Here is a 25,026-nt window from a genome sequence, read left to right on the forward strand (position 1 = left end):
AACTCCCCTTTATAATTAGTTGGATTTCAGTTCCGAAGCCAGACTTGCAAGCGCCACTACGCGCTGCTCGCCTGTTGCCATTTCCTTCAAGGCAATCTCGCCGCGCGTCAGTTCGTCATCGCCGAGAATAGCCGTATACCGGGCTTGCAGACGGTCTGCCGATTTCATCTGCGCCTTCATTTTACGGCCCAGATAATCGCGTTCCGCGCGGATACCGGAGGTGCGCAGCTCGTAGACCAGTCTTGTTACTTCCCGTTCTGCCGCTTCGCCCAGCGCTACCACGTACACGTCAATCTGATGCGCGTTGTCCAGCTCGGCTTGTTGATGCTCAAGCAGCATAATCGTGCGTTCCAAGCCAAGGCCAAGTCCTACGCCTGGTTGATCCGGTCCGCCGATCTCGGCTACAAGTCCGTTATAACGGCCGCCGCCGCCAATCGTATCGATAGCGCCGATCCCTTCCGCCTTGTATTCGAAAGCGGTGTGAGTATAATAATCGAGGCCGCGAACAAGTCTTGGATTGATCGAGAATGGAATGCCCATATCCGTCAGGTACGTTTTTACCTTGTCGAAGTGGGTATTGCATTCCTCGTCCAGGCTGTCGAGAATCGATGGCGCCTCTTCAAAGCGGGCCTGATCGGTCTTGCAGTCGAGTACGCGCAGCGGATTGCGCTCCATGCGGGACTGGCAGTCCTTGCAGAGCTGGTCGCGCATCGGCATAAGGAAAGCAAGCAGCTTCTCCCGGAAGGCTGCGCGAACCGCGGGCGTGCCAACCGAATTGATCTCCACGCGGACGCCCTTTAGTCCTACCTCCTTGTAGAAGGTATACCCCAGCGCGATAACCTCCGCGTCAATCGCCGGATCCACCGATCCAAGCGCTTCGATCCCAAATTGGTGGAATTGGCGGTAACGGCCAGCCTGCTGGCGCTCGTAACGGAACATCGGTCCGATATAATACAGCTTCGAAACATCCGGTTCTCCGAACAATTTGTTCTCGACGTACGAACGGACAACGCCCGCCGTTCCTTCCGGACGAAGCGTAATGCTGCGATCGCCTCGGTCCGTGAAGGTGTACATCTCCTTCTCCACGATATCCGTCGTTTCGCCTACGCCGCGTTGGAACAGCTCCGTAGCTTCGAAGATTGGTGTCCGAATCTCGCGGAAATTAAAACGTCGGCAAATGTCGCGGGCTTTCTGCTCCGCATACTGCCAGCGCTCAACTACTCCAGGCAAAATATCCTGCGTGCCCGGTGACTTTTGAAAAGCCATTGCAAACCCTCCTAAAAAGAATTGTCGCGTCTTTTGCGGTAATTCTTGCTTCGTAAGCATAATCCAAAAGAATTGTCGCGTCTTTTGCGATGATTCTTGCCTCGTAAGCGTAATCTTCATAACAACTCATAATCACGCAAAAAACTCCCGCCCCTAACGACATGCCGTTAAAGGCTAATCGTTAGGGACGAGAGTTGAACTCCCGTGGTGCCACCCATATTCCGGACAATGCAGTCCGCTCATTAACGGTTAACGCCCGTTACACGCAGATTGGCTAATGGCAATGATCCTGCGGATCATTCGTTCACCGTCTGTTCTCCGGAAGGTCGCTTCATCCTGTCACCATAAAGACGCTTGCAGCCTTGGCGCCTCTCTCTGGGTACGTGCACGGGATTACTTTGTTCCATCAACGAATCAAAATTTATATACTGAGTCCTAATTCTAACCGTGTCGACAAAATAAGTCAATAGTCAATCACATTTCATCAGTATGCCTCTTTGCGGACAAAAAAAAACCTGCAGCCATCGTTGCAGGTCCAGAAATTATATTTTTAAAAAGGGGGTCGAGATTTATTATAGGATAGCGATGTTAAAAAACCGTTATAAACTCATTACAGTAATGTTACAAAATAGTAAGCGGTTCATTTACGAACATTCGCTTTTGAAGAAAAAAAGCTGCCCGGCAAGAGCAGCCTTTCCCTTAAGTTCCACTTACATGCGTCCGCCGGGCTCACGCCGGTTCGAAGGGAATGCGAAAAATTCCTCCGCCGTCTCCACCTGCTCCTCCAGCCTCGACATCACGATCGCTTCGCGGCGATCCGTATGAAGAAGTCTGCGGGAGGCCCGCTCCACGCCTTGTTCCTTGCGGGATTGATGCATAAGTTAAGCTCCTTCTGCCAACAGATACTTGAGGCCGATTAAGCCATGCCTGTCTCTATTGTTGCCAGCCGGAGCCTATCTTACCCGCTATTTACTGCTTGCTGTCGATAATTAATGTCACGGGTCCCGAGTTCACGAGAGCGACATCCATCATCGCGCCGAAACGGCCCGTCTCAACGATCAGGCCTGCCGCGCGAAGCTGCTCGTTGAACCGATTGTACAGCGGTTCCGCCAGCTCCGGACGCGCGGCAGCCATAAAGTTCGGACGCCGCCCTTTCCTGCTATCCCCGTACAACGTGAACTGCGAAATCGATAAAATCTGTCCGCCGACGTCAACGACGGAGAAGTTCATTTTCTCATTCTCGTCCTCGAAGATCCGCAGACCCGCTACCTTATCCGCCATCCAGCGGATATCCTCTTCCGTGTCTTCATGCGTGATTCCGACGAGTAGCACGAGACCGTTATCGATTGCCCCAACGACTTCCCCGTCGATGGTTACGCTTGCCTGCTTGCTGCGTTGCACAACTACCTTCACTGCGGGTAAACCTCCAACTAGCTGTTCATAATGCGCTGAACGGAGTAAACATCCTGAACGCGTTTGATTTTCTCTACTACCGAGGACAAATGATCAATATTACGGATAAGCACGGTCATATGAATCATCGCCATTTTGTTCTTCACCGAACGGCCCGTAACGGCCGAAATATTCGTCTTACTCTCGGACACGGCCTGCAGAACTTCGTTGAGAAGTCCCGAACGGTCATGACCGGTTATTTCAATATCTACGCTATAGTTGGATTCAATCGAATCCTCCCACTCCACCTCAATGACGCGGTCCGCCTCTTCACCCTCCGAATTGAACGGAATGTTCTGGCAGTCCATCCGGTGGACCGACACGCCTCTGCCCCGGGTAATATAACCGATAATCGTATCGCCCGGAACCGGGTTGCAGCATCGCGCAAAGCGGACCAGCAAGTTGTCGATTCCTTTTACCGTTACGCCGTTGGTCGGACGGTTCTTGCGGTGGCCCGGAGATTTCATCTCCTTCGGCTCGGAGGTCAGCTCGATCAGATTGGACTTTTCCGCTTCCTTGCGAAGCTTCTCCGTCAGACGCGTACAAATCTGAGCAGCCGTAATGCCGCCAAACCCGATAGCCGACATCATATCTTCGATATCGTTGAAATTAAACTTGTTCGCCACTTCCTGCAGCTTGTCGTCGCTCATCCAGGCAGACGGCTCAACGCCCAGGCGCTTCAGCTCTCGCTCGAGCAGATCGCGGCCTTTGGCCACGTTCTCTTCCCGCTTCTCGCGCTTGAACCATTGGCGGATCTTGCTGCGCGCGTGGGAAGATTGCGCGATCTTCACCCAGTCCTGGCTAGGACCGTAGGAATGCTTCGACGTTAAAATCTCGATAATGTCGCCGGTCTTCAGCTTATGGTCAAGCGGTACAATCCGTCCGTTGACCTTCGCGCCGATCGTCCGGTTGCCGACCTCCGTATGGATCCGGTAGGCAAAGTCCAGCGGTACCGAGCCGGCAGGCAGCTCAATGACTTCGCCGCTTGGTGTAAACACAAATACAAGATCGGCGAAAAAGTCCATCTTGAGCGATTCCATAAATTCCGAGGCGTCGCGCGCTTCGTTCTGAAGCTCCATAATTTCGCGGAGCCAGGACATTTTGTCCTCGAAATTGTTGTTTGGAACAATAGTCCCTTCCTTGTAAGCCCAATGGGCTGCGATACCGTATTCGGAGGTGCGGTGCATATCCCAAGTACGGATCTGCACTTCCGTCGGCTCCCCGTTTGGTCCGATTACCGTCGTATGCAAGGACTGGTACATGTTAGCCTTCGGCATCGCGATATAGTCCTTGAACCGACCCGGCATCGGCTTCCACAACGTATGAATAATGCCAAGCGTGGCATAACAGTCTTTGATATTGTCTACGATAATCCGGATGGCCATCAAATCGTAAATCTCGTTAAACTGTTTGTTTTTGACGGTCATTTTCTTGTAGATGCTGTATATATGCTTCGGACGGCCCGAAATATCCCCATCGATGCCCATCTCTTCGAGCTTCTCTTTAATCCGGCCGATTACATCTGAAATAAACAGCTCGCGCTCCGCCCGCTTCTTCTTCATCAGATTCGCGATCCGGTAGTATTGCTGCGGATTCAAATACCGCAGAGCGATATCTTCCATTTCCCATTTAATCGCGGAAATACCGAGCCGGTGAGCAATCGGGCAAAAGATTTCCAGAGTCTCGTAGGCGATGCGCCGCTGCGCTTCCTCGGACTGGAACTTCAGCGTGCGCATATTATGAAGGCGGTCCGCCAGCTTGATCAGAATAACCCGGATATCCTGCGCCATCGCCAGGAACATCTTCCGGTAATTCTCATTTTGCTGCTCTTCCTTCGAACGGAACTTGATCTTCTCGAGCTTCGTAAGTCCGTCGACCAGCATTGCGCAGGTTTCGCCAAAATTCGCGCGGATGACCTCAAGGTCAACTGTCGTATCTTCTACCACATCATGCAGCAGCGCTGCGATAATCGACAGTACGTCCATTTGCATATCCACGATAATTTCCGCAACGGCAACAGGGTGAAGAATGTAAGGCTCCCCTGACTTGCGCACTTGTCCGTGATGGGCTTGGTCCGCAAATTCATAGGCTTCCCTGATGCGTACAAGATCCTGTTCTTTTATATAGGCCGACGCCTTTTCGATTAACTGCTCTATGCCCATGAATTGTCCTTTCCGAACGCTTGACTCCGATTCGCGCATTTTCCGAGTTTTCTTAATATTATGCTGGAAGTAGGCATCCGCGTCAACCTGCATCCCTCACCAAATTTCGCGCGGGGAAGCTAAACGGAATCGGCCGGAATGCGAATATGAACACGCGTGCCTTCACCTTCCGCACTCTCAATCGCCACGCCAAATTCTTTGCCGTAATAAAGCTGTATCCTCTCATGTACATTACGGATTCCGTAGCCTACGCGTTCCGCTCCTTCTCCGCTAAATATATGGAAAATCGTCTCCTGGGGCATGCCATTGCCGTTGTCCGCAATAATCAAATGGACAACCTCCCCCTCCAGATAGCCGCTCACGTGCATATCAATCTGGTCTCCGCGCCAAGCATGCTCGAGCACATTCTCAACAAAAGGCTGAACGATCAGCTTGACAGTCGTGAGTTCGACAATTTCCGGGGAAATATTATAGTTGATTCGGACCCTGTCGCCGTATTTAATCTGCTGGATGTCCATGTAAGCCCGAACCTGCTCGATTTCCTTGCCGATTGGTATAATGGTCTGACCTTCATTCAAGGACAACCGGTAAAACTTGGCCAGATTCATGACCATCTGATGCTGCTTTTCGACCTGCCCGAATTTGGCCAGCCGGCTGATCGAGGAAAGCGTATTATATAAAAAATGCGGATTGATCTGCGCTTGAAGCGTCTCCAGCTCCGCCTCTTTCTTTTTCAAATTTGTCGTATAGACCTCTTCAATCAGGTTTTGCGTTCGTTTGCCCAGCTCATTAAGCGAAGACGCAATCGTCGTAAATTCATCGTTGCCGCTGTAATGAATCCGCCGCTGAAAGTCTCCTTGACGGAAGGATTGGAGTACGGACATCACCTTTAACACCCGCCGTGAAAACGTTCTCGAGACAAACGTCGCGACCAGCAAAATCAGTACGCAGCTCGCGCTGCAAATAATTAGCGTCAACAGCTTGACCTTTTGCGTATCCTTCTCTAACACCGAGGATGGAACCATTGCCGTGAGACTCCAATTCAGACCGGGAAGCGGCTGCCGGATAACGAGATAATTTTTGCCTCTCCCCTCATCCCACAATTGCTCCGTCGACTGCTCGGTTGCTCCCGATGCATACAAAATATTCCGGTTGCCATCGGTAATAAACAAGGTGCTGCCTGCGCCAATCTTGCGGGAATCCACGCTCTGGAACAAATCGGACAAATAGACGCTGATTCGCATAAAGCCGATCTCTTTCGGCTTGGCCGACTCCAGATCAACTAACCTCCGGAGAAGCGATATCCGGTTATAACGATCGTCATCCTCAATCTGTTTCCACTGTTTCGTCTCTCCGTATTGCTCGGCGGGGAATGATTCATACCAGGGCTTTTGCGTAATCCGATTCAAATGAAGCAGGTCAAAGAACTTGCCCTTCAAGGCAAGAGGATCGATATTTTTGCTGTCGTAGTAAACTTCCGGCAATGTCTCATTGCGCAAATAAACGGTCAGCCACATGCTGCGGTTCGTCGATTCGATGGTCTGCCGGAACTTCGGAAGCAGTAGCTTGGTGGTTGCTTCATAGCTGACCCAGCCTTCCTCGTAGTGCAGCAGCTGCTTCGACAAGGTTGTATCATAATAGAGAAGATCGGATAAGCGGACCGTATCCTCCAATTTATAGACGACGTTATCTTCGATTTGCTTCAACGTTCCTTTAATGGTGTTCGTCGTATTCGAACGGATCGAATCCGTCATGATGTCGCTGGCGAAATAGCCAAGCAGAAAGATTGGTATAATGATCAGCATCATATAAGAGATCAGCAGCTTGATGCCAAACGGAATAAACTTGCGGGGATGATTAGTGCCTGTAAGCGGCGATTGCGTCATATTAACGGTGTCTCCTGAATTCGATTGGCGTCATGCCGAAGGTTTCTTTAAACTGCCGGCTGAAATAAGGCATGTAGCGGTAACCCACCTGGTCAGCGACCTCATATATTTTTACCTTCGGATCCTTCAGCAGTTCTCCCGCCCTCTCCATCCGCATCGTGATGACATATTCGCTGAAGCCTACCCCCATCTCTTCCTTGAACATCAGACCCAAATAATTAGGGGAAAAAGCGAACCGGTCAGCCACTTCCTTGAGCGTAAGGGAACGATTCAGATGCTCCTTCATATAGGCGGTTACTTCCAAAATAAGCTTCGTATGCTTGCCCGGTTCAACGGTATCGGTCTGAGGCAGAGGCTGATATCGGGGAGCCGTACGTTTGGCAGCCTCCCGCCATTGCCTTTCTTCTTCCTGCTTTCTCGATACTTCATCCAGCTCCTTGGTCACGTGAACCAGCGCGTCAACAAGCTCGGAATCGTCCATCGGCTTCAGCACGTAGCTGTATGCCCGAAGGGACAAGGCTTGCTTAACGTAATGGAAATCCTGATACCCGCTGACGAAAATCACTCTAAGCCCCGAGCAGCTTTCGGTCTCCTGCGCCTTGCGCGCAAGCTCCAGTCCGGACATGCTGGGCATATGCACATCCGTAACGAGAATATCGATCTCCCCGTCCTTCAATACCTCGTAAGCGTCAAAGCCGTTGTTGACGGCTGCCACAACCTCAAGCCCAAGCTCGGTCCAGGGAATAAATAAACGCATGCCTTCCAGGTCAAGCACTTCGTCATCCGCAATCAACACTTTATACATGAGGCATCTTCCCCCGTTCCTGCAGAGTGGTTAAGCCGTGAAACGGCAGAACCGCCCCTATGCATAGGGACGGCGCCGACCGCTTGACCAAATTATACTCCAGCATTAGCCTGGATGTTAATTGCCTTTCATGCTTTTTAAGTTTTCCTGCCATTTCGTTGTCTTGTAAGCAAGCAGCTTGTCGTAGCCAATTGCTTCGGCATCCTTCTGCGCTTTATCGAGGATCGCAAGAACCTCTTCATCGCTCTTCGCGTACAGTGCTTTTGCTCTTGCTTCCTTGTACAGCTCTTCGAAGGTTTGTGCGATAATGCCTTCCTCGGAATCAGGAGCCGGCGCAAGGTTGATGAATTCCGTAGCGTTCTTCTGCGTTTTCCACGTAATCGCATTTTGCCAGCGCGCTTCCCATGACTGCTGCTCTTCAGGCAAGGTCAGCTCGAATTTCATTTTGGACGTATCGATAAAGACGGTGTTGCCGTTCCATTGGAAGTTAACCGTTGCATCCATCATTTTCGTGCGGCCTTCCACGTCGGAGGTGTAAGCATCCGTAAAGATTGGGGAACCGTCCGCGTCCGTGCCTTTCCAATAGATGCCTTCAGGACCCCAGAACAAGGTTCGCGTGCCTTCAGGACCAGTCAAATAATCGAGGAAAGCGAAAATTTTCTCCGGATCTTTAGCCGATTTGGTAATGACGCTTACGTTCCAGCCCAGCTGCGTGTAAGTGCCTGCCCAAATTTTATTCTTATCGAGTCCTGCTTTATGAACCGGCCACACCATCATGTAACCGGAATTCGGATCCTTCTTCTTCAGCTCGGCGTCGCCAACCGCGCCGTATTCCGTTGGGCTCGCGCCGGCAAATACCGCGGCCGTTCCGTTATAGGCCTGCTCCTTCACTTGATCCTTCGTTTGCGTCAGGGCATCCGGAGACATCAGCTTTTCGCGGAACAGCTTGCTTGCGAACTGCATCGACTCGCGGAAGACCGGATCAAGGAACAGCGAGGTGAGCTTATCGCCGGTAGGCACGGCACGGTTCGAAACATAAGCCGGCGAGTAATCCTCACCGAAGGCCGAATACAACACGTCAAGGCCTTGGCCGTCAATCGCCAAATCCGGGTTAAACGGCGTTACGTTCGGATATTTCTCTTTGACCATTTTCAAATAGTTGTAGAAATCGTCCGTTGTTTCGAGAGCCGGCTTGCCGAGCTCCTCATAAATCTTTTTATTCAAAAGGTAGCCGGCGTTGCCGTTTGGCTGGGACGTATACCAGTTCGGGAACTGATAAATCTTGCCGTCCTTCGAACGCAGCATGTTGATCGCCTCTTCGCCAACCCACTTCTTGAAATTCGGATATTTATCGAGATAATCGTCAAAAGGAACCAGCATGCCCGCTTCGCGCAGCTTCTCTACATCCGCTCCGCGGTCCATCCAGATGACATCCGGAAGGTCGCCAGAGGCAATCATGGTGTTCAGCTTCTGTGCGGCATTGCCGCCCGATTGAACCGGCGTAATATCGACCTTCATATTGTCCTTAATCCATTTGGTTGCTTCATCCCCGCCCCAGGCTGGCATCGAATACCAGTCGTAATGCCCGTAAAAAGAAAACTTCAGCGGCTCGCTGCCAAGCTTCCATGCTCCCGAATCGCCAGCCGTGTTCGCGGGCGACTCGCTTTCAGCCGGCTTTTGGCTGTTTGTCGCTGCCGGTTCGTTGTTTGTCTTGTTTCCGTTACCGCTGGAGCATCCCGTCATTGCCAAAGTGATCGCCATTACGCTTGCTAGTCCAATCGTTGCCGATTTCCTCCATCTGCTCATCTTCATAAAACCCCTCTCTCCCATGCTTTTAATTATGTTCAGCGGAAGCGGATTTGTCGATCCATGCTGCCGGGCAAGCGTATCCGTTTCACGTTGAAAACGCTGGTTGGACGCAAGCTCCCTATTCCTTCAAAGAGCCTACCAATACCCCTTTTACGAAATACTTCTGCACGAACGGATACACGGCGATAATCGGAATGGTAGCCACCATCATCGTAGCCATCGAAAGCGACTTGCTGGTCACGCTTTTCATCGAGCTGAGCCTGCTCTGGGATGCGGAATCCAGCTGCGAGAACTGCTCGCTCATAATATTGGAATTCAGAATCTGCTGCAGCATCGTCTGAATGGGAATAAGCTTTTCCTTCGTAATGTAGAGACTTGGGTAAAACCAATCGTTCCAGTGCCCCACTGCCGTAAATAAGGCGAGCGTAGCGATAACGGGACCGGATAACGGCAAAATGATGCGAAAGAATGTTGCCCAGTAACCGCAGCCGTCGATTTGCGCCGATTCCTCGAGACCTTTGGGAAGTCCCTGGAAGAAGGTCCGGAATATAATCATGTTCCATACGCTGATCAACCCCGGAATGATAAAGACAAGAAAGTTATCCATAAGGCCGAGACCGCGGATTAACAGGAACGTCGGGATAATGCCCCCGCTGAAGTAGAGCGTAACAATGCAGGCGATCATATAAAACTTGCGGCCGATCAGCTCGCGCTTGGTCATGCCGTAAGCGAATATGGCGGTAAACAGAATAGAGCAGGCTGTGCCAATCACCGTCCGCATGACGGAAATATAAAATCCGTTGATAATCCGTTTGTCCTGGAAAACGATTTCGTAGTTATCGACCGTAAAAGCCCTCGGCCAGAAGGTCACGCCTCCAAGCGCCGTGTCCATCCCCTTGTTAAACGAGATTACCGCGGCGTTCCAGAACGGATAAAAGGTAAAGAAGGCGATAACGGTCAGGCTGATATAAACGAAGATCGATAAGCTTCTATCGCTTAAGCTGGATTTGATTCTCATACGCGGCGGTCCTCCTTGTGCGATTATGTGCTTGCCTTACCATAAGCTGTTGCCGGTTCTTCTTGCCAGCAGATTGGCAAAGGTGAGCAAGCCAACGCTGATTACGGCCTTGAACAATCCAACTGCCGTCGCATAGGAGAAGCGCTGTCCGGTTATCCCCGTTCTGTACACGTACGTATCCAGCACATCCGATACGTCTCTCAGTACCGGATTAACGCCGAGCAGGAGCAGATCCTCAAAGCCTGCGCTAAGCAGGTTGCCGATTGCGAGTATAAGGAAGATGATGACGACGGGCATAATCGTTGGAATCGTAATCATAAAGATTTGCTTGAACCGGCTTGCTCCGTCGATGGAAGCGGCTTCGTACATGTTAGGGTCAATGCCGGCAATCGCGGCCAGGTAGACGATAGAGCTGAAGCCGATCTCCTTCCAGACCCCCGTCGTTACGATAATCGTCCAGAAGTATTCCGGAATGGACAGGAAGCTGATCGGTTCTTTGATGAGATGCACGGACTGGAGCAGAATATTCAGGCTGCCGTTCTCCACCGACAGGATCGACATCGCAAAGCCCGACACGATAACCCACGATAGGAAATGCGGCAAATAGCTCACTGTCTGTACAACGCGCTTAAAGTACATGTTCTTTACTTCGTTCAGCATAAGCGCCAGAACGATTGGCGCCGGGAAGCCGAATAAGAGCTTCAATACGCTGATGATGATCGTATTTCGCATCACCCGTTCAAACTCCGGCGCATGGAAGAACATTTCGAAATGTTTAAGCCCCACCCAAGGGCTGTCCAAAAACCCTTTAAAGATGCTGTAATCCTGGAACGCGGTCAATACGCCGTACATCGGTATGTAACTGAATACGAAAATGAGCAGAAGCGCCGGAATAACCATCAACTGCAAATCCCATTGCTTAACGAAGCGTACCAGCTTGGATTTGCGCTTTAGCGCTTGTTGTTTCTCTGCAACGGCTACGGTGATCTCTGTCATTCGTTGTCCCCCCAAAAAGAATGGCAACACGTTTTTGGTTGCGATTCTTGCTTCGTTAAGCTACAGATGGAAGCAAGTGGTCTTGCTTTTATTTTAGAATTAGAGAAGGTTCGTTTCTATTTGCCAGACCAACGAAAAATGATACATTTCAATTGATTAATGTTATTTTTCATAACACTCCATTCCGATGTATGCGGTTGCATTTTTAGCCCGGAAAATGAATCCGTTTCCACCTCACATCTCTTGAAAGGTGTATGAAAACAAAAAAAAACTGCCCCTTCCGCTCACGCGTCAGGGACAGTTAAGGTAAAGACTTGATTTTAGTATGTTACGAGGGAGAACACTTCCACGCCTTCCAGCTTCTCGCGGCCCGTCAGGTAGGACAGCTCGATCAGGAACGCGGCGCCAACCACTTCGCCGCCCAGCTGGCGGACAAGGTTCATCGACGTCGCGATTGTACCGCCGGTAGCAAGCAGGTCATCCGCAATAAGTACGCGCTGACCGGGAGAAATCGCGTCCTTATGCATCGCTAGGCTGTCATTGCCGTATTCCAGGTCGTAGCTGGCCTGAATCGTCTCGCCGGGCAGCTTGCCGCTTTTGCGGATTGGCGCAAAACCAACGCCAAGCGCCGTAGCAAGCGGAGCGCCAACAACAAAGCCGCGCGCTTCCGGTCCTGCGATAATGTCGATTTTCAGATGCTCAACCGCTTTGCGGATATCCTCGATAGCAGCACGGTATACGTCGCCATCCTTCAGAAGAGTTGTAATATCTTTGAATCTAATGCCTGGTTGCGGAAAATCGGGAATCACCCGGATGTAGTCTTTGAAATTAATATCGCTCATTCTCTTGTTCAATCCTTTCTCTACTTCCCATATCAATTATGCCATTACTTCGTTTGGAACATACGGCGAACGCAGCCTTTCGGCTTCGCGTTTCGCCTCTTGATACCTTTGCGACGTACCAAGATCACGCTTTTGCGGCGCTTCGGCAACAACGAAATGAGTGCCGTCAACCGCAATAAAGCCAAGCTCGAGGAATACCTCCAGCATGACGGTTATCATCTGCTCCGGCCAGCCGCATTGCCCGGAAAGATAGGCTTCGATTCCTTTTGCCGGAATACGCTGTTTTCTTCGGAGCAGCTGGTATACCTGTCCGAAGTGCTCCCGTTCAGGGAATCTCGCAAGCGCTCCCCCGAAATACAGATCATGAATATGAAGTTGGGCTTTGCGCTGGCCGTTCCATTCGTTAATCGACAGCTCGCCGACGAGATCAACGGGCAGACCGGCCTGCAGCTGATTCGACAGCTCTCCCAATCCGAATCCTACCGCATCCAGGGACGCACGCCCGCTTCGGAGCGACAGCTTCAAATGCCTGGCATCCTTGCCCATCGTTCGATAGTCGGACAGCTCGGCGGATTGCAGCAGCAGCCTAGGCGAAGGATTGCCCGCTCCAAACGGCTCAAGCAAAGCAAGCTGGCCGATCGTATGGATGCTTGCGTCCCCAACCGAGCAGACCAGATCAATAGCCGTCTTCGGAATCCAATCCTGCTCCGTCATCCATTCCATCGCCAGCTCGCCTAGCTTCTCCTCGAATGCAGGCAGCTGATCGCGGTGAAGGCTCATGCCGGCCGCCGCCTGATGACCGCCGTAATGGTCCAGCAGCTCGTCGCATTCGGTTAACGCGGCATGAAGATCATAGCCTTCAATGGATCTCGCCGACCCTTTGCACATTCCGTTGTCCGGATCGATGCCAAGGATAATAACCGGCTTGTAATAGCGCTCCAGGATCTTGGAAGCAACAATTCCGATTACGCCAACGTTCCAGCCTTCTCCAGCCAGGACGATGACGGCAGGCTCGGGTCTCGCTGCCGCTTGCGCAGCGTCCCGTTTCCCCTGCCACTGTTGTTCGGCTTCCTTCACGATGCCGTCTACGATTCGCTGTCTTTCCTTGTTGAGCACATCCAGCGAAGATGCTGCCCTTATGGCCTCGTCGTAATCGCCGGTCGTCAGCAGCTCTACCGCGCGCTTCGCATGATCCAACCGGCCCGCGGCGTTAATGCGCGGCGCCATGCCAAAAGCAACGGTCGTGGACGTCACTTGATCCAGCTCTATCCCGCATGCTTCCGATAAGGCGCGGAAGCCCGTATTTCCGGTATTTTGCAGCCGGGCGAGTCCAGCCCGGACCAATACCCGGTTCTCATCGGTGAGCGGCATGATGTCCGCAATCGTGCCAAGGCTGACAATATCCGTCCATTCCATTGGAGGACGCCCCATAAGAGCCGTTGCCAGCTTGAAGGCTACGCCAACGCCGGCCAATCCTTTGAACGGATAAGGGCAATCCTCCCGCTTCGGATTAACAACGGCAACCGCATCCGGAATCCGCTCCGGCGGTTCATGATGGTCGGTTACGACGATATCAATGCCTAGCGACTTCGCATATTCCACCTGCTCGTAAGCGCTGATGCCCGTGTCAACCGTGACGATTAGACGAACGCCGTCAGCAGCAGCCAGATCAATCGCCCCGGTATTCAGGCCGTAACCTTCCAAAGCGCGATGCGGAATATAATAATCAAAGGAATAACCTAATTCGCGGAATACATGAATCAGCAGCGATGTACTGGATACCCCGTCCGCATCGTAATCCCCGTAAATCCGAATGAATTCACTGTTATCCGCCGCCTGCCGAATCCGGTCAACGGCTTCTTTCATGTCCTTCAGCAGATACGGGTCATGCAGCCGGTCTTCCCCTCCCCGCAGGAAGGTTTCCGCCGCTTCCTTATCCTTATAGCCTCTCTGAACAAGAAGCTTGGCAACAAGAGGAGGAATTCCGAGCTGTGCCGACAACCGTTCCGCCTGCTGCTCATCCTCATTATTCCAAGGCGCCAAATTCCAGCGTGTTTTTGCCTGTATCACGCTAAAGTTTCAACCCCTTTCCATTCTATTGCAGAAGCGTTGGCATTTGCTCCTGGTTCGGATCATGATTCGATTTGTAAGGATAACCGGGATCATAAGGCTCTACATGGATCGTCACGTCCGTTACATGGCCGAACCGGGTAAGCAGCAGCTGCTTCGTCCGCTTAGCAATTTCATGGCCTTCCAATACGGAAATACGCGGATTTACACTGATCACGATATCGGCAACAACATAATGCCCTTGTTCCTTAGCTTGAATCGATTCCACGGTAATAACCCCTTCTACCCGCTGAATCAGCTGCATCAATATTTCCGTGTCTTCGCTTTGGATCTCAGCCTTTGCATCTTTTCTTACAAATCCGGCGATCGTGCGATAGCCGCTTAACATGACAATGACTGCAATCACAATTGCAGCCGCAGGATCCAGATAATACAAAGCCGGCAGCGCCGCTGCCTTCCCAAGCATGGCTCCACCTGCTCCAACAAGCGCCGCAAGCGAGCAATACAAGCTTGAGCCGCGCTCCTTCTGGGAAAAGAACATCTCACGAACAAGCAAACTAAGGAGAATGGCGGCAAGCGCGGTCCAGTGCGGCGGTTTATCGACCCCTTCCGCAATGGAGCGAATGGCGGAAATGCCAATCTCCAGGCTTGTAATCAGAAAAAACACGGCCAGGAAAACTTTCGTCAGCGCTTCAGTCCGGAGCATCGCGGCCGTTTTCTTGCTTCCCTCCTGCTTACCGGACAACAAAGCAAAAGCGGCGGCACATTCTGCCGCCGTACGGAAGGCATCGGCGAGCAGCGATTTGCTGCCCGCGAGTCCGCCTACTATGCCTTTAAACAACGCCAGCGCCGCAGTTCCCCATAAGCCCGCCTGTTCAGCCGGCTTTGCCTTCGCATATCGTTGTTCGGTTGACATTTATGCCTCCAGCGTGGAATGGAACGCCGGTAATGGAACAAGCCGGCTTCCATTCCACTTTTTCATAGAGTATTTTTCTATATTTGAAGCTAAAGCTTATACCGCTTTTTTAGCCGCTGCTTTCGTAGACGGCTTTTGCTTGCTCTTCATAACCATCCACAGCGGAGCCGCGATACAGATCGAAGAATAAGCGCCGCTCGCAAGACCAATCATCTTCGCGAGAGCGAACAGCTTAATCGATTCGCTGCCGAAGATGAACAGGCACGTAGCGATAATGAGAACGGCGAGCACCGTGTAAATGTTACGCGCCATCGTTTGCCACAAGCTTTGGTTCACAAGATCGCCGATTTGATCGGCATTTTTTGTTTTGGCAAAACGAAGATTTTCGCGGATCCGGTCGAAGATAACGATTTTATCGTTAATCGAGTAACCGATCGTTGTCAATACGGCCGCGATAAACGGCAGGTCAACCTGAAGACGGAAAATCGAGAACATCGTAATAACGACAAAGGCATCATACAAAATCGCAATGTTGGCCGCAAGCGCCATACGCCATTCGAAGCGGATCATTACGTAGAGCATAATCGCTACGCTCGCGATAATAACCGCGTAAATCGCTTTGACGCCAAGCTCCTGCGCCATATCCGGCGATACGACGTTAACCTCGGAAGATACTTTATCGCCGTATTTTTCTTTGAAAGCATCCTCGATCGCTTTAACCTTCGCCTGTTCGAGGACGTCGTCGAAACGGGCAGATACGCGGTCGCCGTTAGTGCCGCCTACCGTAGGCGTAACATTGGTATAGCCTTGTTGGGACAAAATATCTTTGGCTTCCGCCTGGGTAATCTTCTTGCCTACGAGAATATCCATGTTGGTACCGGCCTTGAAGTCAACCCCGAAGTTCATATGGAAGATGCTGACCATCAAAATGCCGACAATCGTCAAAATAGCCGAGAACAAGAAAAACTTGTTGCGGTGTTTAATAAAGTCGAACCGAACCTTTGCATTATAGAGCACGGATTTCTGCCTCCTTCACGCCGTAGTAGCCAGGTTTAGTAAAGAGGTTACTGCGGATCAGCAATTGAATCAGCAGACGCGCCAAGAAGATGTTGGTCACGATACTTACGAGAATACTGAAGATCATCGTTAGAGCGAAGCCGCGGATTGCGCCGTTACCGATGAAGTAAAGGACCGCACAAGAAATGATATTCGTTACGTTCGCGTCCATTATGGTACGGAACGAGTTTTTCGAACCGGCCTTCAGGGAAGACAGCAGGCTCTTGCCGCTGCGAATCTCTTCCTTGATCCGCTCGTACATAATGATATTGGCGTCAACCGCCATGCCTATACCGAGCACAAACGCCGCGATGCCCGGCAAGGTTAGCGTAGCGTTCATCAGCTCAAACACCACAACGAGCAGCCAAGTATAGGAAATAACCGTAATACCGGCCACAAAGCCAGGAACACGGAACAAGACGACTAGCAAAATCAAAATGATAACTGTGCCGATAACGCCAGCGCCTACTGTATCCTCAAGAGATTTTTGACCAAGCTTTGCGCCTACGCTTTGCGTATATTTCTCCGTCAGCTTCAGCGGCAATGCGCCGAGGTTGATCGTGTCTTTTAGGTTATTAGCCTCGTCAAGGGAATAGTTACCCGAGATTTGTGCCGTACCGCCTGTAATTGGATAGTTGACCGATGGGCTGGACAACAATTTGTCGTCAAGGTAAATCGACAACGTTTTGCCTGTCAGCTTGGTTGTTACATCCTCGAACTTTTTAGCGTCTTTCAGTTTGATGGTAATCATCGGATTGCCCAATTGGTCAAACTCGACTTTGGCGCCATTCTGCACGAAGTCGTTGCCTTGCAGCTCTACCGTGCCGTCCGGACCGCGGAATGTCAGATTAACCGGCTTTTTCAGCATTTCCCTGATTGCTGTTTCGTCCGTAACGCCAGCAATTTTTACGCGGATCCGGTTGCTGCCTTCACGTGTAATTTCAGGCTCGGCAATCCCGTTCGCGTCAATCCTTTGCTCCAGGCTTTTCGCTGTTTCCTTGAGCGATTCAGGCGTTACCTGTTCGCCGCCTTCAAGTGGTGAGGCTTCGTACAATACCTCGAATCCGCCTTTCAAGTCAAGACCGAGCCGGATATCTTTGACAAGAGCCGGGCTCGTCCATGCGATAGCGCCAAACATGATGACAACGACCGCAAGGAAGGCAGTTAATCTCTTCCAGTTCATACGTACATAGTCCCCCTTAAGATCTCAATATTCCTATTATACTTAGGTTGTACTTGCGTGTAAAATTGCACGACAAAAAAAAGAAAACCCTTCCGTTAGAAATGGTTTCCCCGAAAAGCGCTCAGCGTCATAAAGTTCATAAATTTTGTCACCTTTAAGGACAAGATATCGTTTACGATCTGATGAAGCTCCGGCTGACCGGTCTTGCTATACTTCTCGCTTACGCATTCCCAAATCTCTTTCCCCGTTACATGTTCGTATCCGATGAGATGAAATTCTTCCGCCTTGCTGTTGCACAGCTGTTCGATCGCGCTGTTCAGATCCTCATCTCCCACGGCTGTCTCCTCCTTCTGGCCTTGCAAATGCCTATCCCGATAGTGATAACTGTCCTCCTACCTATTCGCTGCCGCTTGTCGATTTTCCTGCTGAATCTTTTGAATTGATAAATTTGGATGATTCATGATTCGGACATGCCGCGCATAAAGATGTACGGATACAATAGGTGGGATTATTGAAGAGATGAGGGCGACGAATGACGAAGCAAACGTTTATAAAAGGGGCTATGATTCTGCTGGCCGCCGGCATCATTAACCGGCTGCTCGGTTTTGTTCCGCGTATTGCTCTCCCGAGAATCATCGGAGCGGAAGGCGTCGGGCTGTACCAGCTCAGCTACCCGTTCTTGACGGTTATGCTGACCGTTATAACAGGCGGCATTCCGCTGGCCATTACCAAATGGACGGCTGAAGCCGTATCTCGCGGCGACTCTACGCGGGTCAAACAAATTTTCCGGACAGCAATGGGCCTTACAATCGTACTAGCTATCGTGATGACGGCTGCGCTGCTCCTCTTCGCGAAATGGATTACGACCCATCTGCTAACCGACTCCAGGGTCTATCAGACGTTTTTGGTTATGACGCCTCTGATGCTTATCATAGGAGTTTCCTCGGTCTACCGGGGCTACTTCCAAGGCATGCAAAATATGATACCGTCCGCTGCCTCGCAAATCATTGAAACCGTCATCCGCATAATCGGCTCCCTAACCTTTGCTTCCCTGCTGCTTCCGCGGGGGATCGAATGGGCTGCTGCCGGCGCCATGCTTGGAGTTGTCGCGGGAGAGATTGGCGCTCTAGCCGTTCTTCTCTGGACATATGCGAAGGAACACGGGAAGTCCAAGTCCGCTCCAAAACATGAATCCGATGATCTGCACGAAGAAAATACCCCGGTGCTTCGCCGCTTGCTTGGCCTGTCCATTCCGGTTACCGGAAGCCGGATGGTTGGCTCCTTGTCTTATTTGCTGGAATCGATTCTAACCGCCCGGAGCCTTGCTGCCGCGGGAATTGCAACCGGTGTAGCCACTGCCCAATACGGCGCGCTGCAAGGGATGATCATTCCGCTGCTGCTCCTGCCAACGGCGCTAACCTTCTCGCTTGCTTCCTCCCTGGTTCCTTCATTATCCGAAGCGGCGGCCAAGGGAGACAAAGCATCCATCCATATCCGCATGCATCAATCGATGCGGCTGGCTCTTGTTGCGGGAGCTCCGTTTGTTGTCGTGATGTGGCTGTTTGCCGAACCGATCTGCCGTCTGCTCTACAATCAGGCAGATATTGCTCCGATGCTCCAGCTGATAGCTCCGATCGGCATATTCATTTATTTGCAAGCTCCCCTGCAGGCTGCTCTTCAAGCTTTGAACAAGCCCGGAACAGCGCTGATGAACACGTTTATCGGGGCGGCCGTCAAACTCGTTCTGATCGTTATGCTTGCCTCAAAGCCCGAGCTTGGCATATACGGCGCGCTTATCGCGATTAACGTCAATATCGTGCTCGTTACGGTCCTCCACGGCATCAGCGTATTGCGCTTTATTGGCTTCCATATGCAGGTTCTCGATTTCGTAAAGGTTGGAGCAGCCATGATCGTTATGGGCGCTGCCGCCAGATGGATGATGAACACCCAGCCATTAACGCTCGAATGGATCAATCTGATGCTGGCCTGCATGATCAGCGGAATCCTGTATCTGCTCTTAATGGTCTGGATGAAAATAATCGACCGCTACGATATCGCCCGCATCCCGGTTCTGGGACAATGGTTCAAATGAGACGCCGCAAGAAAAAGCCGTGCTTTCTTGACCGGAAGCGCCCCCCTGTCCAAATACGTCAGGGGGGCGTTCCGGCTAGGAGCGCGGCTTTTTGTCGCAATCGATAAACAGCTTTCCTTTATGGTCAATCGTGCAGAGAAAGACTTCCTTGAAATCGTGCACGCCCTGTTCCTGCAGCACATTTTTTAGCCAGAATCTGGTTTTGTCGAGCTTGGCCAAATTCTCATCCTGAACTTTGCCGTCCATGATCAGCGGGATCGGCAGCATTTCGAACCGGAAACGGGCAGGCGTCTGGGATTGAGGCTTTAAGATGGGCTCGTCAGCAGCCGTCTTTGCTTGTTGCTCTTTTTGCGGCTCCTCTTGTTCCTTGGTCTCCGCGTTTTCTTTCTCGACAATCGATAATTTGCCCGTCGTCTCGAGAATCGCAAACTCGACATCCGCCACGTTGGTGATCTTATTTTCCCTTAATTGAAGCAACAAATCGTCCAGATTATAGCGCTGCTTGCGCATGACATCCCGGTTAAGCTTGCCTTTCGCAATGATGAAGCTTGGTTTCCCGTCAAACCATAACCTGAGCTTGCGGTTTTTCAAAGCAATAAACGCAATGCCCACCTGAACGATTAACAATACGACCATGGGCAAAATGCCTTCCCACATGGAACGGTCTACATCTTCGATGACGATAACGGCAATCTCGGCGATCATGACGGAGATTACCAGGTCAAACACGGAAAGCTTTCCAATTTCCCTTTTTCCCATAAAACGCATGATCAGAAATACGATGAAGTAAATCAATACGGTTCGGAGCAGCATGCTCCCATATTCCATCCTAACCGCCTCCTCGTTTTTGTCATGCCAGCTTCGGAACAGCACGTAAAGCTATTCTGGCCTTCAGCCTGACACATCATGCGATAAACGGAGTAACGAATTTATGGGTAAATAACCTATGGCAGCACAATAAAATAGATATATATGGTGGATATAACAAGGGCAAGCAGCGTTAACGGCGCTCCGATTTTCAGGAAGTCCATGTAGCTGAAGCCTTTGCCTTCCCGCATGGCGAGACCCGCTACAACTACGTTTGCCGATGCCCCGATAAGGGTTCCGTTGCCGCCTAAACAAGCGCCAAGCGATAGCGACCACCATAAAGGATTAAGATCATCGGGATTGGCAATGTTCATCTGAACTCCCAGATCTTGAATAAGCGGAATCATCGTCGCCACAAACGGGATATTGTCTATCGTCGCGGAAGCGATACCCGACACCCATAAGATCAGCATAGAGGTCTTGGTCATATCGCCGGAAGTAATCTGCAGCGTGACATTGGCCAGATCCGATATGATGTTCGTCTCCACGAGACCGCCAACAAGCATAAACAATCCGATAAAGAAAAAGATCGTCTCCCACTCCACCGTGTCAAAGGCCGCCTCAGCGTCCTCCCTCTTCACCCCGATCAACATAAGAAGCGTGGCACCGCCCAAAGCAATCGCTGCCGCTTCAACGTGAATGACCGAGTGTAGAACAAAGCCGGCAATCGTCAGCAGCAGGATGGTTAAAGACTTTATCATCAACTTACGGTCCGTGATGTAATCCTCCGCTTTTAAGTCCATAAGCTCTTGCTTTGATTCGTCGGTTACAATGAGCTTTTTCCGATAAATCCAGACAAGCAGGGCGATTGTGACAACCAGGATAACAAGAATAACCGGCGCAAGGTTTACAAGAAAATCATTAAACGTTAAATTCTCGTTCCCCGAACCAATCATGATATTAGGCGGATCGCCAATCAAAGTAGCCGTTCCTCCGATATTGCTCGACAAGATTTCAGCCAGCAGGAATGGCACCGGCGTGATTTTCAGTATACGGGTAATCGAGAACGTAATCGGAACGATCAAAAGCACGGTCGTTACATTATCGAGAAAAGCCGAACCGAGACCCGTAAGCAAAGACAGGATAATAAAAATTTTAACCGGGTCGCCTTTCGCGGTCTGCGCCGCTTTTACGGCTGCATACTGGAACACGCCTGTCTTATTCGCAATGCCAACCAGGATCATCATCCCAATCAACAAGAATATGGTTCCCCATTCGATGTGTTCGGTAAAAGCCAGCTTCATATCCAATACGCCAAGCACAATCATGATGACCGCACCAAATAAAGCAATGACGGTACGGTTTATTTTCTCCGTAATGATGATGGCATACGTTATGAGGAAAATAACGACAGCAGCCGTTACCTGCCAGGCAGCAGGATGGTAAATCTGTTCCAAATCAACAACTCCTTGTTTCAGCGATTCAAACAATAAAGCACATTATACAAAAAAGTTGTAAATATCGTCCAGTCAAGCCAAACGACAGGTCTATTCGGGGCAGCTTGACCATAAGGTGTACTAATAGTCTTGTACAAGGGGGGAATAAGATGAATTCGATCAAATCGATCGCCCGGCCGCCGCGTATCGGCTCTCCGCTAATTGCAGGCGTTATATATTCGATTATTTGGCTTGCTATAGGCGCACTGTTGCTTTCGTGTTTGCTTTACTTCAGCAATATGAAGGAAAACAACCTGCCTCAGTACTCGCTTGCCATCCATGGCTTCTCCGCTCTGGCCGGAGGTTTCGTGTCGGGCAAACGCTCCGGCATGAAAGGCTGGTATCATGGCGCCCTGCTTGGCCTTATTTACGGCATTACCGTGTTAACCATCGGTTTCTTGGCAGCCAACAGCGGATTGTCCGGCAAAAGCGCCATTATGCTGCTTGCCGCTATGCTGGCTGGCGCCTTTGGCGGAATGATCGGGGTTAACCTTAAGAAATAACGGTAATGAATAACGAGGCCTCTGCACATACTACATGCATGCAAAAAAAGAAGCTGACCCTAAGGATCAGCTTCTTTTCATTTCGCATTATTCCGTTGCTGCCGGTGCGCTGTTCAATACGGAGCTGATTGCGCTGCGGTCAAACGTCATCTTAGTCGTATCGTTTACGCGAAGTACAACCGTGTCGTCCGTAAGTTCAACGATTGTGCCTTGAAGGCCGCCAATCGTTTGAATTTTATCGCCCTTCTTCAACTGGCTGAGAAGCGAGTTCCGCTGTTTCGTTTTCTTCTGTTGCGGACGGATAAGCAAGAAATAGAACACTGCAAACATCAGAATAAAAGGCCAAATCATTTGGAAAATATTCGTGCTGCCTGCTCCATCTGCTGCTAGATATGTCGTCATGGAAATTCCCCCCTTTCCCTAAAATCTAAGCTTAAAAGCCCTTCTCGTTATCAAACAGTCCATACTTCGTGAAAAACTCGTCGCGGAAATCAAGAAGCCTGTCTTCCATAATCGCCTGACGCACATCACGCATGAGCTGTAATAGGAAATGCAAGTTGTGATAGGTCGTAAGCCGGATGCCAAACGTCTCGTCCGCTTTGAGCAGATGGCGGATATACGCTCTCGAGTAGTTTTGGCAAGTGTAGCAGGAGCATTCCGGATCAAGAGGACCAAAATCCTCAGCGAATTTCGCGTTGCGTACAACAAGACGGCCTTGGCTTGTCATCGTTGTCCCGTTGCGGGCAATACGCGTCGGCAATACGCAGTCGAACATATCGACACCGCGGATCGAACCTTCGATCAATGCGTCCGGCGAACCAACGCCCATCAGATATCTTGGTTTGGTTGTTGGCAGCTCAGGTATCGTGTAATCAAGCACTTCATACATCAAATGCTTAGGCTCGCCTACACTTAGTCCACCAATAGCATACCCCGGGAAATCCATGGAAGTCAAATCCTTCGCACTCTGGATCCGCAGGTCTTTGTACATGCCTCCCTGCACGATTGCAAACAATCCTTGGTCATGCTTGCGGGCATGGGAATTAAGGCAGCGCTCCGCCCAGCGCGTCGTGCGCTCAAGCGATTGCTTCACGTAATCATAATCAGCCGGATACGGCGGGCATTCGTCAAAGGCCATCATAATATCCGAACCAAGCGCGTTCTGGATCTCCATTGCCTTCTCCGGAGAGATGAACAGCTTGTCCCCGTTCAGATGGGAGCGGAATTGAACGCCTTCTTCCGTAATTTTGCGCATGTCGCTTAAGCTGAATACTTGAAAACCGCCGCTGTCGGTCAGAATCGGACGGTCCCAGTTCATGAATTTGTGAAGGCCTCCTGCCCGGCCGACAATGTCATGGCCAGGGCGAAGGAACAAATGGTACGTGTTGCTCAAAATGATTTGAGCGTCCATCGTTTTTAATTCTTCCGGACTCATCGTCTTAACGGTTGCCTGGGTCCCTACCGGCATAAACGTTGGCGTCTCGATAACGCCGTGCGGAGTGTGGACTCGTCCAAGACGCGCGCCGGACTGTTTGCAAACTTTAATTAATTCATATTTTACAGCCACTAGTCATTCTTCCTGTCTATTTGAATTATCGTGCTTGCGCAAGCTGGTGCTAATAGATAAACATGGCGTCGCCGAAGCTGAAGAACCGGTATTCTTCACGGACAGCTTCCCCGTAAGCCTTCATTATCGCATCCCGTCCGGCCAGTGCGCTGACCAGCATAACAAGCGTCGATTTCGGCAAATGGAAGTTTGTCAGCAGGGCATCTACCAGCTTAAAGTCGTATCCCGGGAAAATAAAAATATCCGTCCAGCCGTTGCATGCCTCAATAGATCCGCCTTCAAACCTTGCGGCTACCGTCTCAAGCGTTCTCGAGGAGGTTGTGCCCACAGCTATTATACGGGCTCCCGACGATTTGGCTTCATTTATTATTTCGGCATTTTGTTCATCCAGCTCGTAATACTCCGAATGCATTTCATGCTCTTCAACTTTATCAACGGACATCGGCCGGAAGGTGCCCAAACCGACATGCAGGGTAATGTAGGCAAGCTTAACCCCTTTGTCGACCAGCTGCTGCAGAAACTCCTTCGTGAAATGAAGCCCTGCCGTTGGAGCTGCCGCAGAGCCCTCATGCTTGGCGTATACGGTCTGGTAGCGTTCTCTCTCCTCAAGCCTTTCCTTGATATAAGGAGGCAGAGGCATTTCCCCCAGACGGTCGAGCAGCTCCTGGAAGATGCCCTCGTACTGGAAGCGGATCGTCCGTCCTCCCATATCGCCTTCATCCTCCACTACCGCACGAAGAAGAGGTTCACCGCTTCCGTTGTCGCCGAACCACAACTCGGAGCCTACCTTTATACGCTTGGCCGGCTTGGCCAAAGTCTCCCAGCGGTCGCCCTCCAGCTGTTTCAGAAGCAACAGCTCGATCTTCGCGCCTGTATCGGGCTTTACTCCTGTGAGACGGGCCGGAATAACGCGCGTGTTGTTCAGAACAAGCACATCTCCCGCTTTCATATACTCGGCGAGATCCTTAAAGGTGCGGTGGGCGATTTCGCCCGTCTCTTTGTTAAGCGCCAGAAGTCTGGATGCCGTACGATCCGCAAGAGGCGTTTGGGCAATCAGATGTTCGGGCAATTCAAAATCAAACCAATCTACATTCATGAAT

General features: G+C 50.9%; 22 protein-coding genes. 2 read left to right on the forward strand and 20 right to left on the reverse strand.

Going from position 1 to position 25,026, the window contains the following annotated elements; translation table 11 throughout:
* Nucleotides 1-15: 15 nt before the first annotated feature.
* The 15 genes from hisS to PGL01S_RS11215 form a co-directional block, all read right to left on the reverse strand.
* The gene (hisS, locus tag PGL01S_RS11150; protein WP_127494512.1) at nucleotides 16-1,266 is read right to left on the reverse strand and encodes a histidine--tRNA ligase; all 1,251 of its coding nucleotides are present in this window, start codon (nucleotides 1,264-1,266) and stop codon (nucleotides 16-18) included.
* A 710-nt stretch (nucleotides 1,267-1,976) separates the two neighbouring features.
* The gene (locus PGL01S_RS30815; RefSeq protein WP_015845938.1) at nucleotides 1,977-2,144 is read right to left on the reverse strand and encodes a hypothetical protein; all 168 of its coding nucleotides are present in this window, start codon (nucleotides 2,142-2,144) and stop codon (nucleotides 1,977-1,979) included.
* A 91-nt stretch (nucleotides 2,145-2,235) separates the two neighbouring features.
* Nucleotides 2,236-2,679 (reverse strand): D-aminoacyl-tRNA deacylase, encoded by a 444-nt coding sequence (dtd, locus tag PGL01S_RS11155; RefSeq protein WP_127494515.1) that lies wholly within the window; start codon nucleotides 2,677-2,679, stop codon nucleotides 2,236-2,238.
* A gap of 17 nt (nucleotides 2,680-2,696) precedes the next feature.
* Nucleotides 2,697-4,880 carry a RelA/SpoT family protein gene (locus tag PGL01S_RS11160; protein ID WP_127494517.1) on the reverse strand — a complete coding sequence of 728 codons (2,184 nt, stop codon included), beginning with the start codon at nucleotides 4,878-4,880 and terminating at the stop codon, nucleotides 2,697-2,699.
* A 119-nt stretch (nucleotides 4,881-4,999) separates the two neighbouring features.
* Nucleotides 5,000-6,766: a sensor histidine kinase gene (locus tag PGL01S_RS11165; RefSeq protein WP_127494519.1), complete on the reverse strand. Its 1,767-nt coding sequence runs from the start codon at nucleotides 6,764-6,766 to the stop codon at nucleotides 5,000-5,002.
* A gap of 1 nt (nucleotide 6,767) precedes the next feature.
* Nucleotides 6,768-7,571, reverse strand: a complete 804-nt coding sequence (locus tag PGL01S_RS11170) for a response regulator transcription factor (protein WP_127494521.1) — start codon at nucleotides 7,569-7,571, stop codon at nucleotides 6,768-6,770.
* Nucleotides 7,572-7,688: 117 nt separating this feature from the next.
* The gene (locus PGL01S_RS11175; protein WP_127494523.1) at nucleotides 7,689-9,383 is read right to left on the reverse strand and encodes an extracellular solute-binding protein; all 1,695 of its coding nucleotides are present in this window, start codon (nucleotides 9,381-9,383) and stop codon (nucleotides 7,689-7,691) included.
* Nucleotides 9,384-9,498: 115 nt separating this feature from the next.
* Nucleotides 9,499-10,398, reverse strand: a complete 900-nt coding sequence (locus PGL01S_RS11180) for a carbohydrate ABC transporter permease (protein ID WP_127494525.1) — start codon at nucleotides 10,396-10,398, stop codon at nucleotides 9,499-9,501.
* A gap of 36 nt (nucleotides 10,399-10,434) precedes the next feature.
* The gene (locus tag PGL01S_RS11185; RefSeq protein WP_127494527.1) at nucleotides 10,435-11,394 is read right to left on the reverse strand and encodes an ABC transporter permease; all 960 of its coding nucleotides are present in this window, start codon (nucleotides 11,392-11,394) and stop codon (nucleotides 10,435-10,437) included.
* Nucleotides 11,395-11,714: 320 nt separating this feature from the next.
* Nucleotides 11,715-12,227, reverse strand: a complete 513-nt coding sequence (locus PGL01S_RS11190; protein ID WP_127494695.1) for an adenine phosphoribosyltransferase — start codon at nucleotides 12,225-12,227, stop codon at nucleotides 11,715-11,717.
* A 45-nt stretch (nucleotides 12,228-12,272) separates the two neighbouring features.
* On the reverse strand, nucleotides 12,273-14,306 hold the full coding sequence (recJ, locus tag PGL01S_RS11195) for a single-stranded-DNA-specific exonuclease RecJ (RefSeq protein WP_127494529.1): 2,034 nt from the start codon (nucleotides 14,304-14,306) through the stop codon (nucleotides 12,273-12,275).
* Nucleotides 14,307-14,331: 25 nt separating this feature from the next.
* Nucleotides 14,332-15,222, reverse strand: a complete 891-nt coding sequence (locus PGL01S_RS11200) for a cation diffusion facilitator family transporter (RefSeq protein WP_127494530.1) — start codon at nucleotides 15,220-15,222, stop codon at nucleotides 14,332-14,334.
* A 96-nt stretch (nucleotides 15,223-15,318) separates the two neighbouring features.
* The gene (secF, locus tag PGL01S_RS11205) at nucleotides 15,319-16,239 is read right to left on the reverse strand and encodes a protein translocase subunit SecF (protein WP_127494531.1); all 921 of its coding nucleotides are present in this window, start codon (nucleotides 16,237-16,239) and stop codon (nucleotides 15,319-15,321) included.
* A complete protein-coding gene (gene secD, locus PGL01S_RS11210; protein ID WP_127494533.1) occupies nucleotides 16,229-17,461 on the reverse strand; it encodes a protein translocase subunit SecD in 1,233 nt (410 codons plus the stop codon). Before secD ends, secF begins: the two co-directional genes overlap by 11 nt.
* 95 nt (nucleotides 17,462-17,556) lie before the next feature.
* On the reverse strand, nucleotides 17,557-17,796 hold the full coding sequence (locus tag PGL01S_RS11215) for a post-transcriptional regulator (RefSeq protein ID WP_127494535.1): 240 nt from the start codon (nucleotides 17,794-17,796) through the stop codon (nucleotides 17,557-17,559).
* A 197-nt stretch (nucleotides 17,797-17,993) separates the two neighbouring features.
* On the opposite strand from PGL01S_RS11215, the gene spoVB reads away from it, so the two are divergent.
* Nucleotides 17,994-19,553: a stage V sporulation protein B gene (gene spoVB / locus PGL01S_RS11220; protein ID WP_127494537.1), complete on the forward strand. Its 1,560-nt coding sequence runs from the start codon at nucleotides 17,994-17,996 to the stop codon at nucleotides 19,551-19,553.
* A 75-nt stretch (nucleotides 19,554-19,628) separates the two neighbouring features.
* On the opposite strand, the gene PGL01S_RS11225 is transcribed toward spoVB, so the two are convergent.
* The gene (locus PGL01S_RS11225; protein WP_127494539.1) at nucleotides 19,629-20,381 is read right to left on the reverse strand and encodes a YetF domain-containing protein; all 753 of its coding nucleotides are present in this window, start codon (nucleotides 20,379-20,381) and stop codon (nucleotides 19,629-19,631) included.
* Between the two features lie 116 nt (nucleotides 20,382-20,497).
* Nucleotides 20,498-21,817, reverse strand: a complete 1,320-nt coding sequence (locus tag PGL01S_RS11230; RefSeq protein ID WP_174806551.1) for an ArsB/NhaD family transporter — start codon at nucleotides 21,815-21,817, stop codon at nucleotides 20,498-20,500.
* Nucleotides 21,818-21,966: 149 nt separating this feature from the next.
* Between PGL01S_RS11230 and PGL01S_RS11235 the strand changes: the two genes are divergently transcribed.
* The gene (locus PGL01S_RS11235; protein ID WP_127494542.1) at nucleotides 21,967-22,359 is read left to right on the forward strand and encodes a TIGR04086 family membrane protein; all 393 of its coding nucleotides are present in this window, start codon (nucleotides 21,967-21,969) and stop codon (nucleotides 22,357-22,359) included.
* Between the two features lie 87 nt (nucleotides 22,360-22,446).
* Here the strand turns inward: PGL01S_RS11235 and yajC are convergent, their stop codons facing one another.
* From yajC to queA, 3 genes are read right to left on the reverse strand one after another with little or no spacing between them, the layout of a single operon-like run.
* Nucleotides 22,447-22,761, reverse strand: coding sequence for a preprotein translocase subunit YajC (yajC, locus tag PGL01S_RS11240; RefSeq protein ID WP_127494544.1), 315 nt, complete (start codon nucleotides 22,759-22,761; stop codon nucleotides 22,447-22,449).
* 31 nt (nucleotides 22,762-22,792) lie between these two features.
* Nucleotides 22,793-23,926: a tRNA guanosine(34) transglycosylase Tgt gene (gene tgt, locus PGL01S_RS11245; protein WP_127494546.1), complete on the reverse strand. Its 1,134-nt coding sequence runs from the start codon at nucleotides 23,924-23,926 to the stop codon at nucleotides 22,793-22,795.
* Nucleotides 23,927-23,975: 49 nt separating this feature from the next.
* Nucleotides 23,976-25,022 (reverse strand): tRNA preQ1(34) S-adenosylmethionine ribosyltransferase-isomerase QueA, encoded by a 1,047-nt coding sequence (gene queA, locus PGL01S_RS11250; RefSeq protein WP_127494548.1) that lies wholly within the window; start codon nucleotides 25,020-25,022, stop codon nucleotides 23,976-23,978.
* Nucleotides 25,023-25,026 lie beyond the last annotated feature (4 nt).

This window comes from Paenibacillus glycanilyticus NBRC 16618, assembly GCF_004000805.1.
Lineage (GTDB): Bacteria > Bacillota > Bacilli > Paenibacillales > Paenibacillaceae > Pristimantibacillus > Pristimantibacillus glycanilyticus.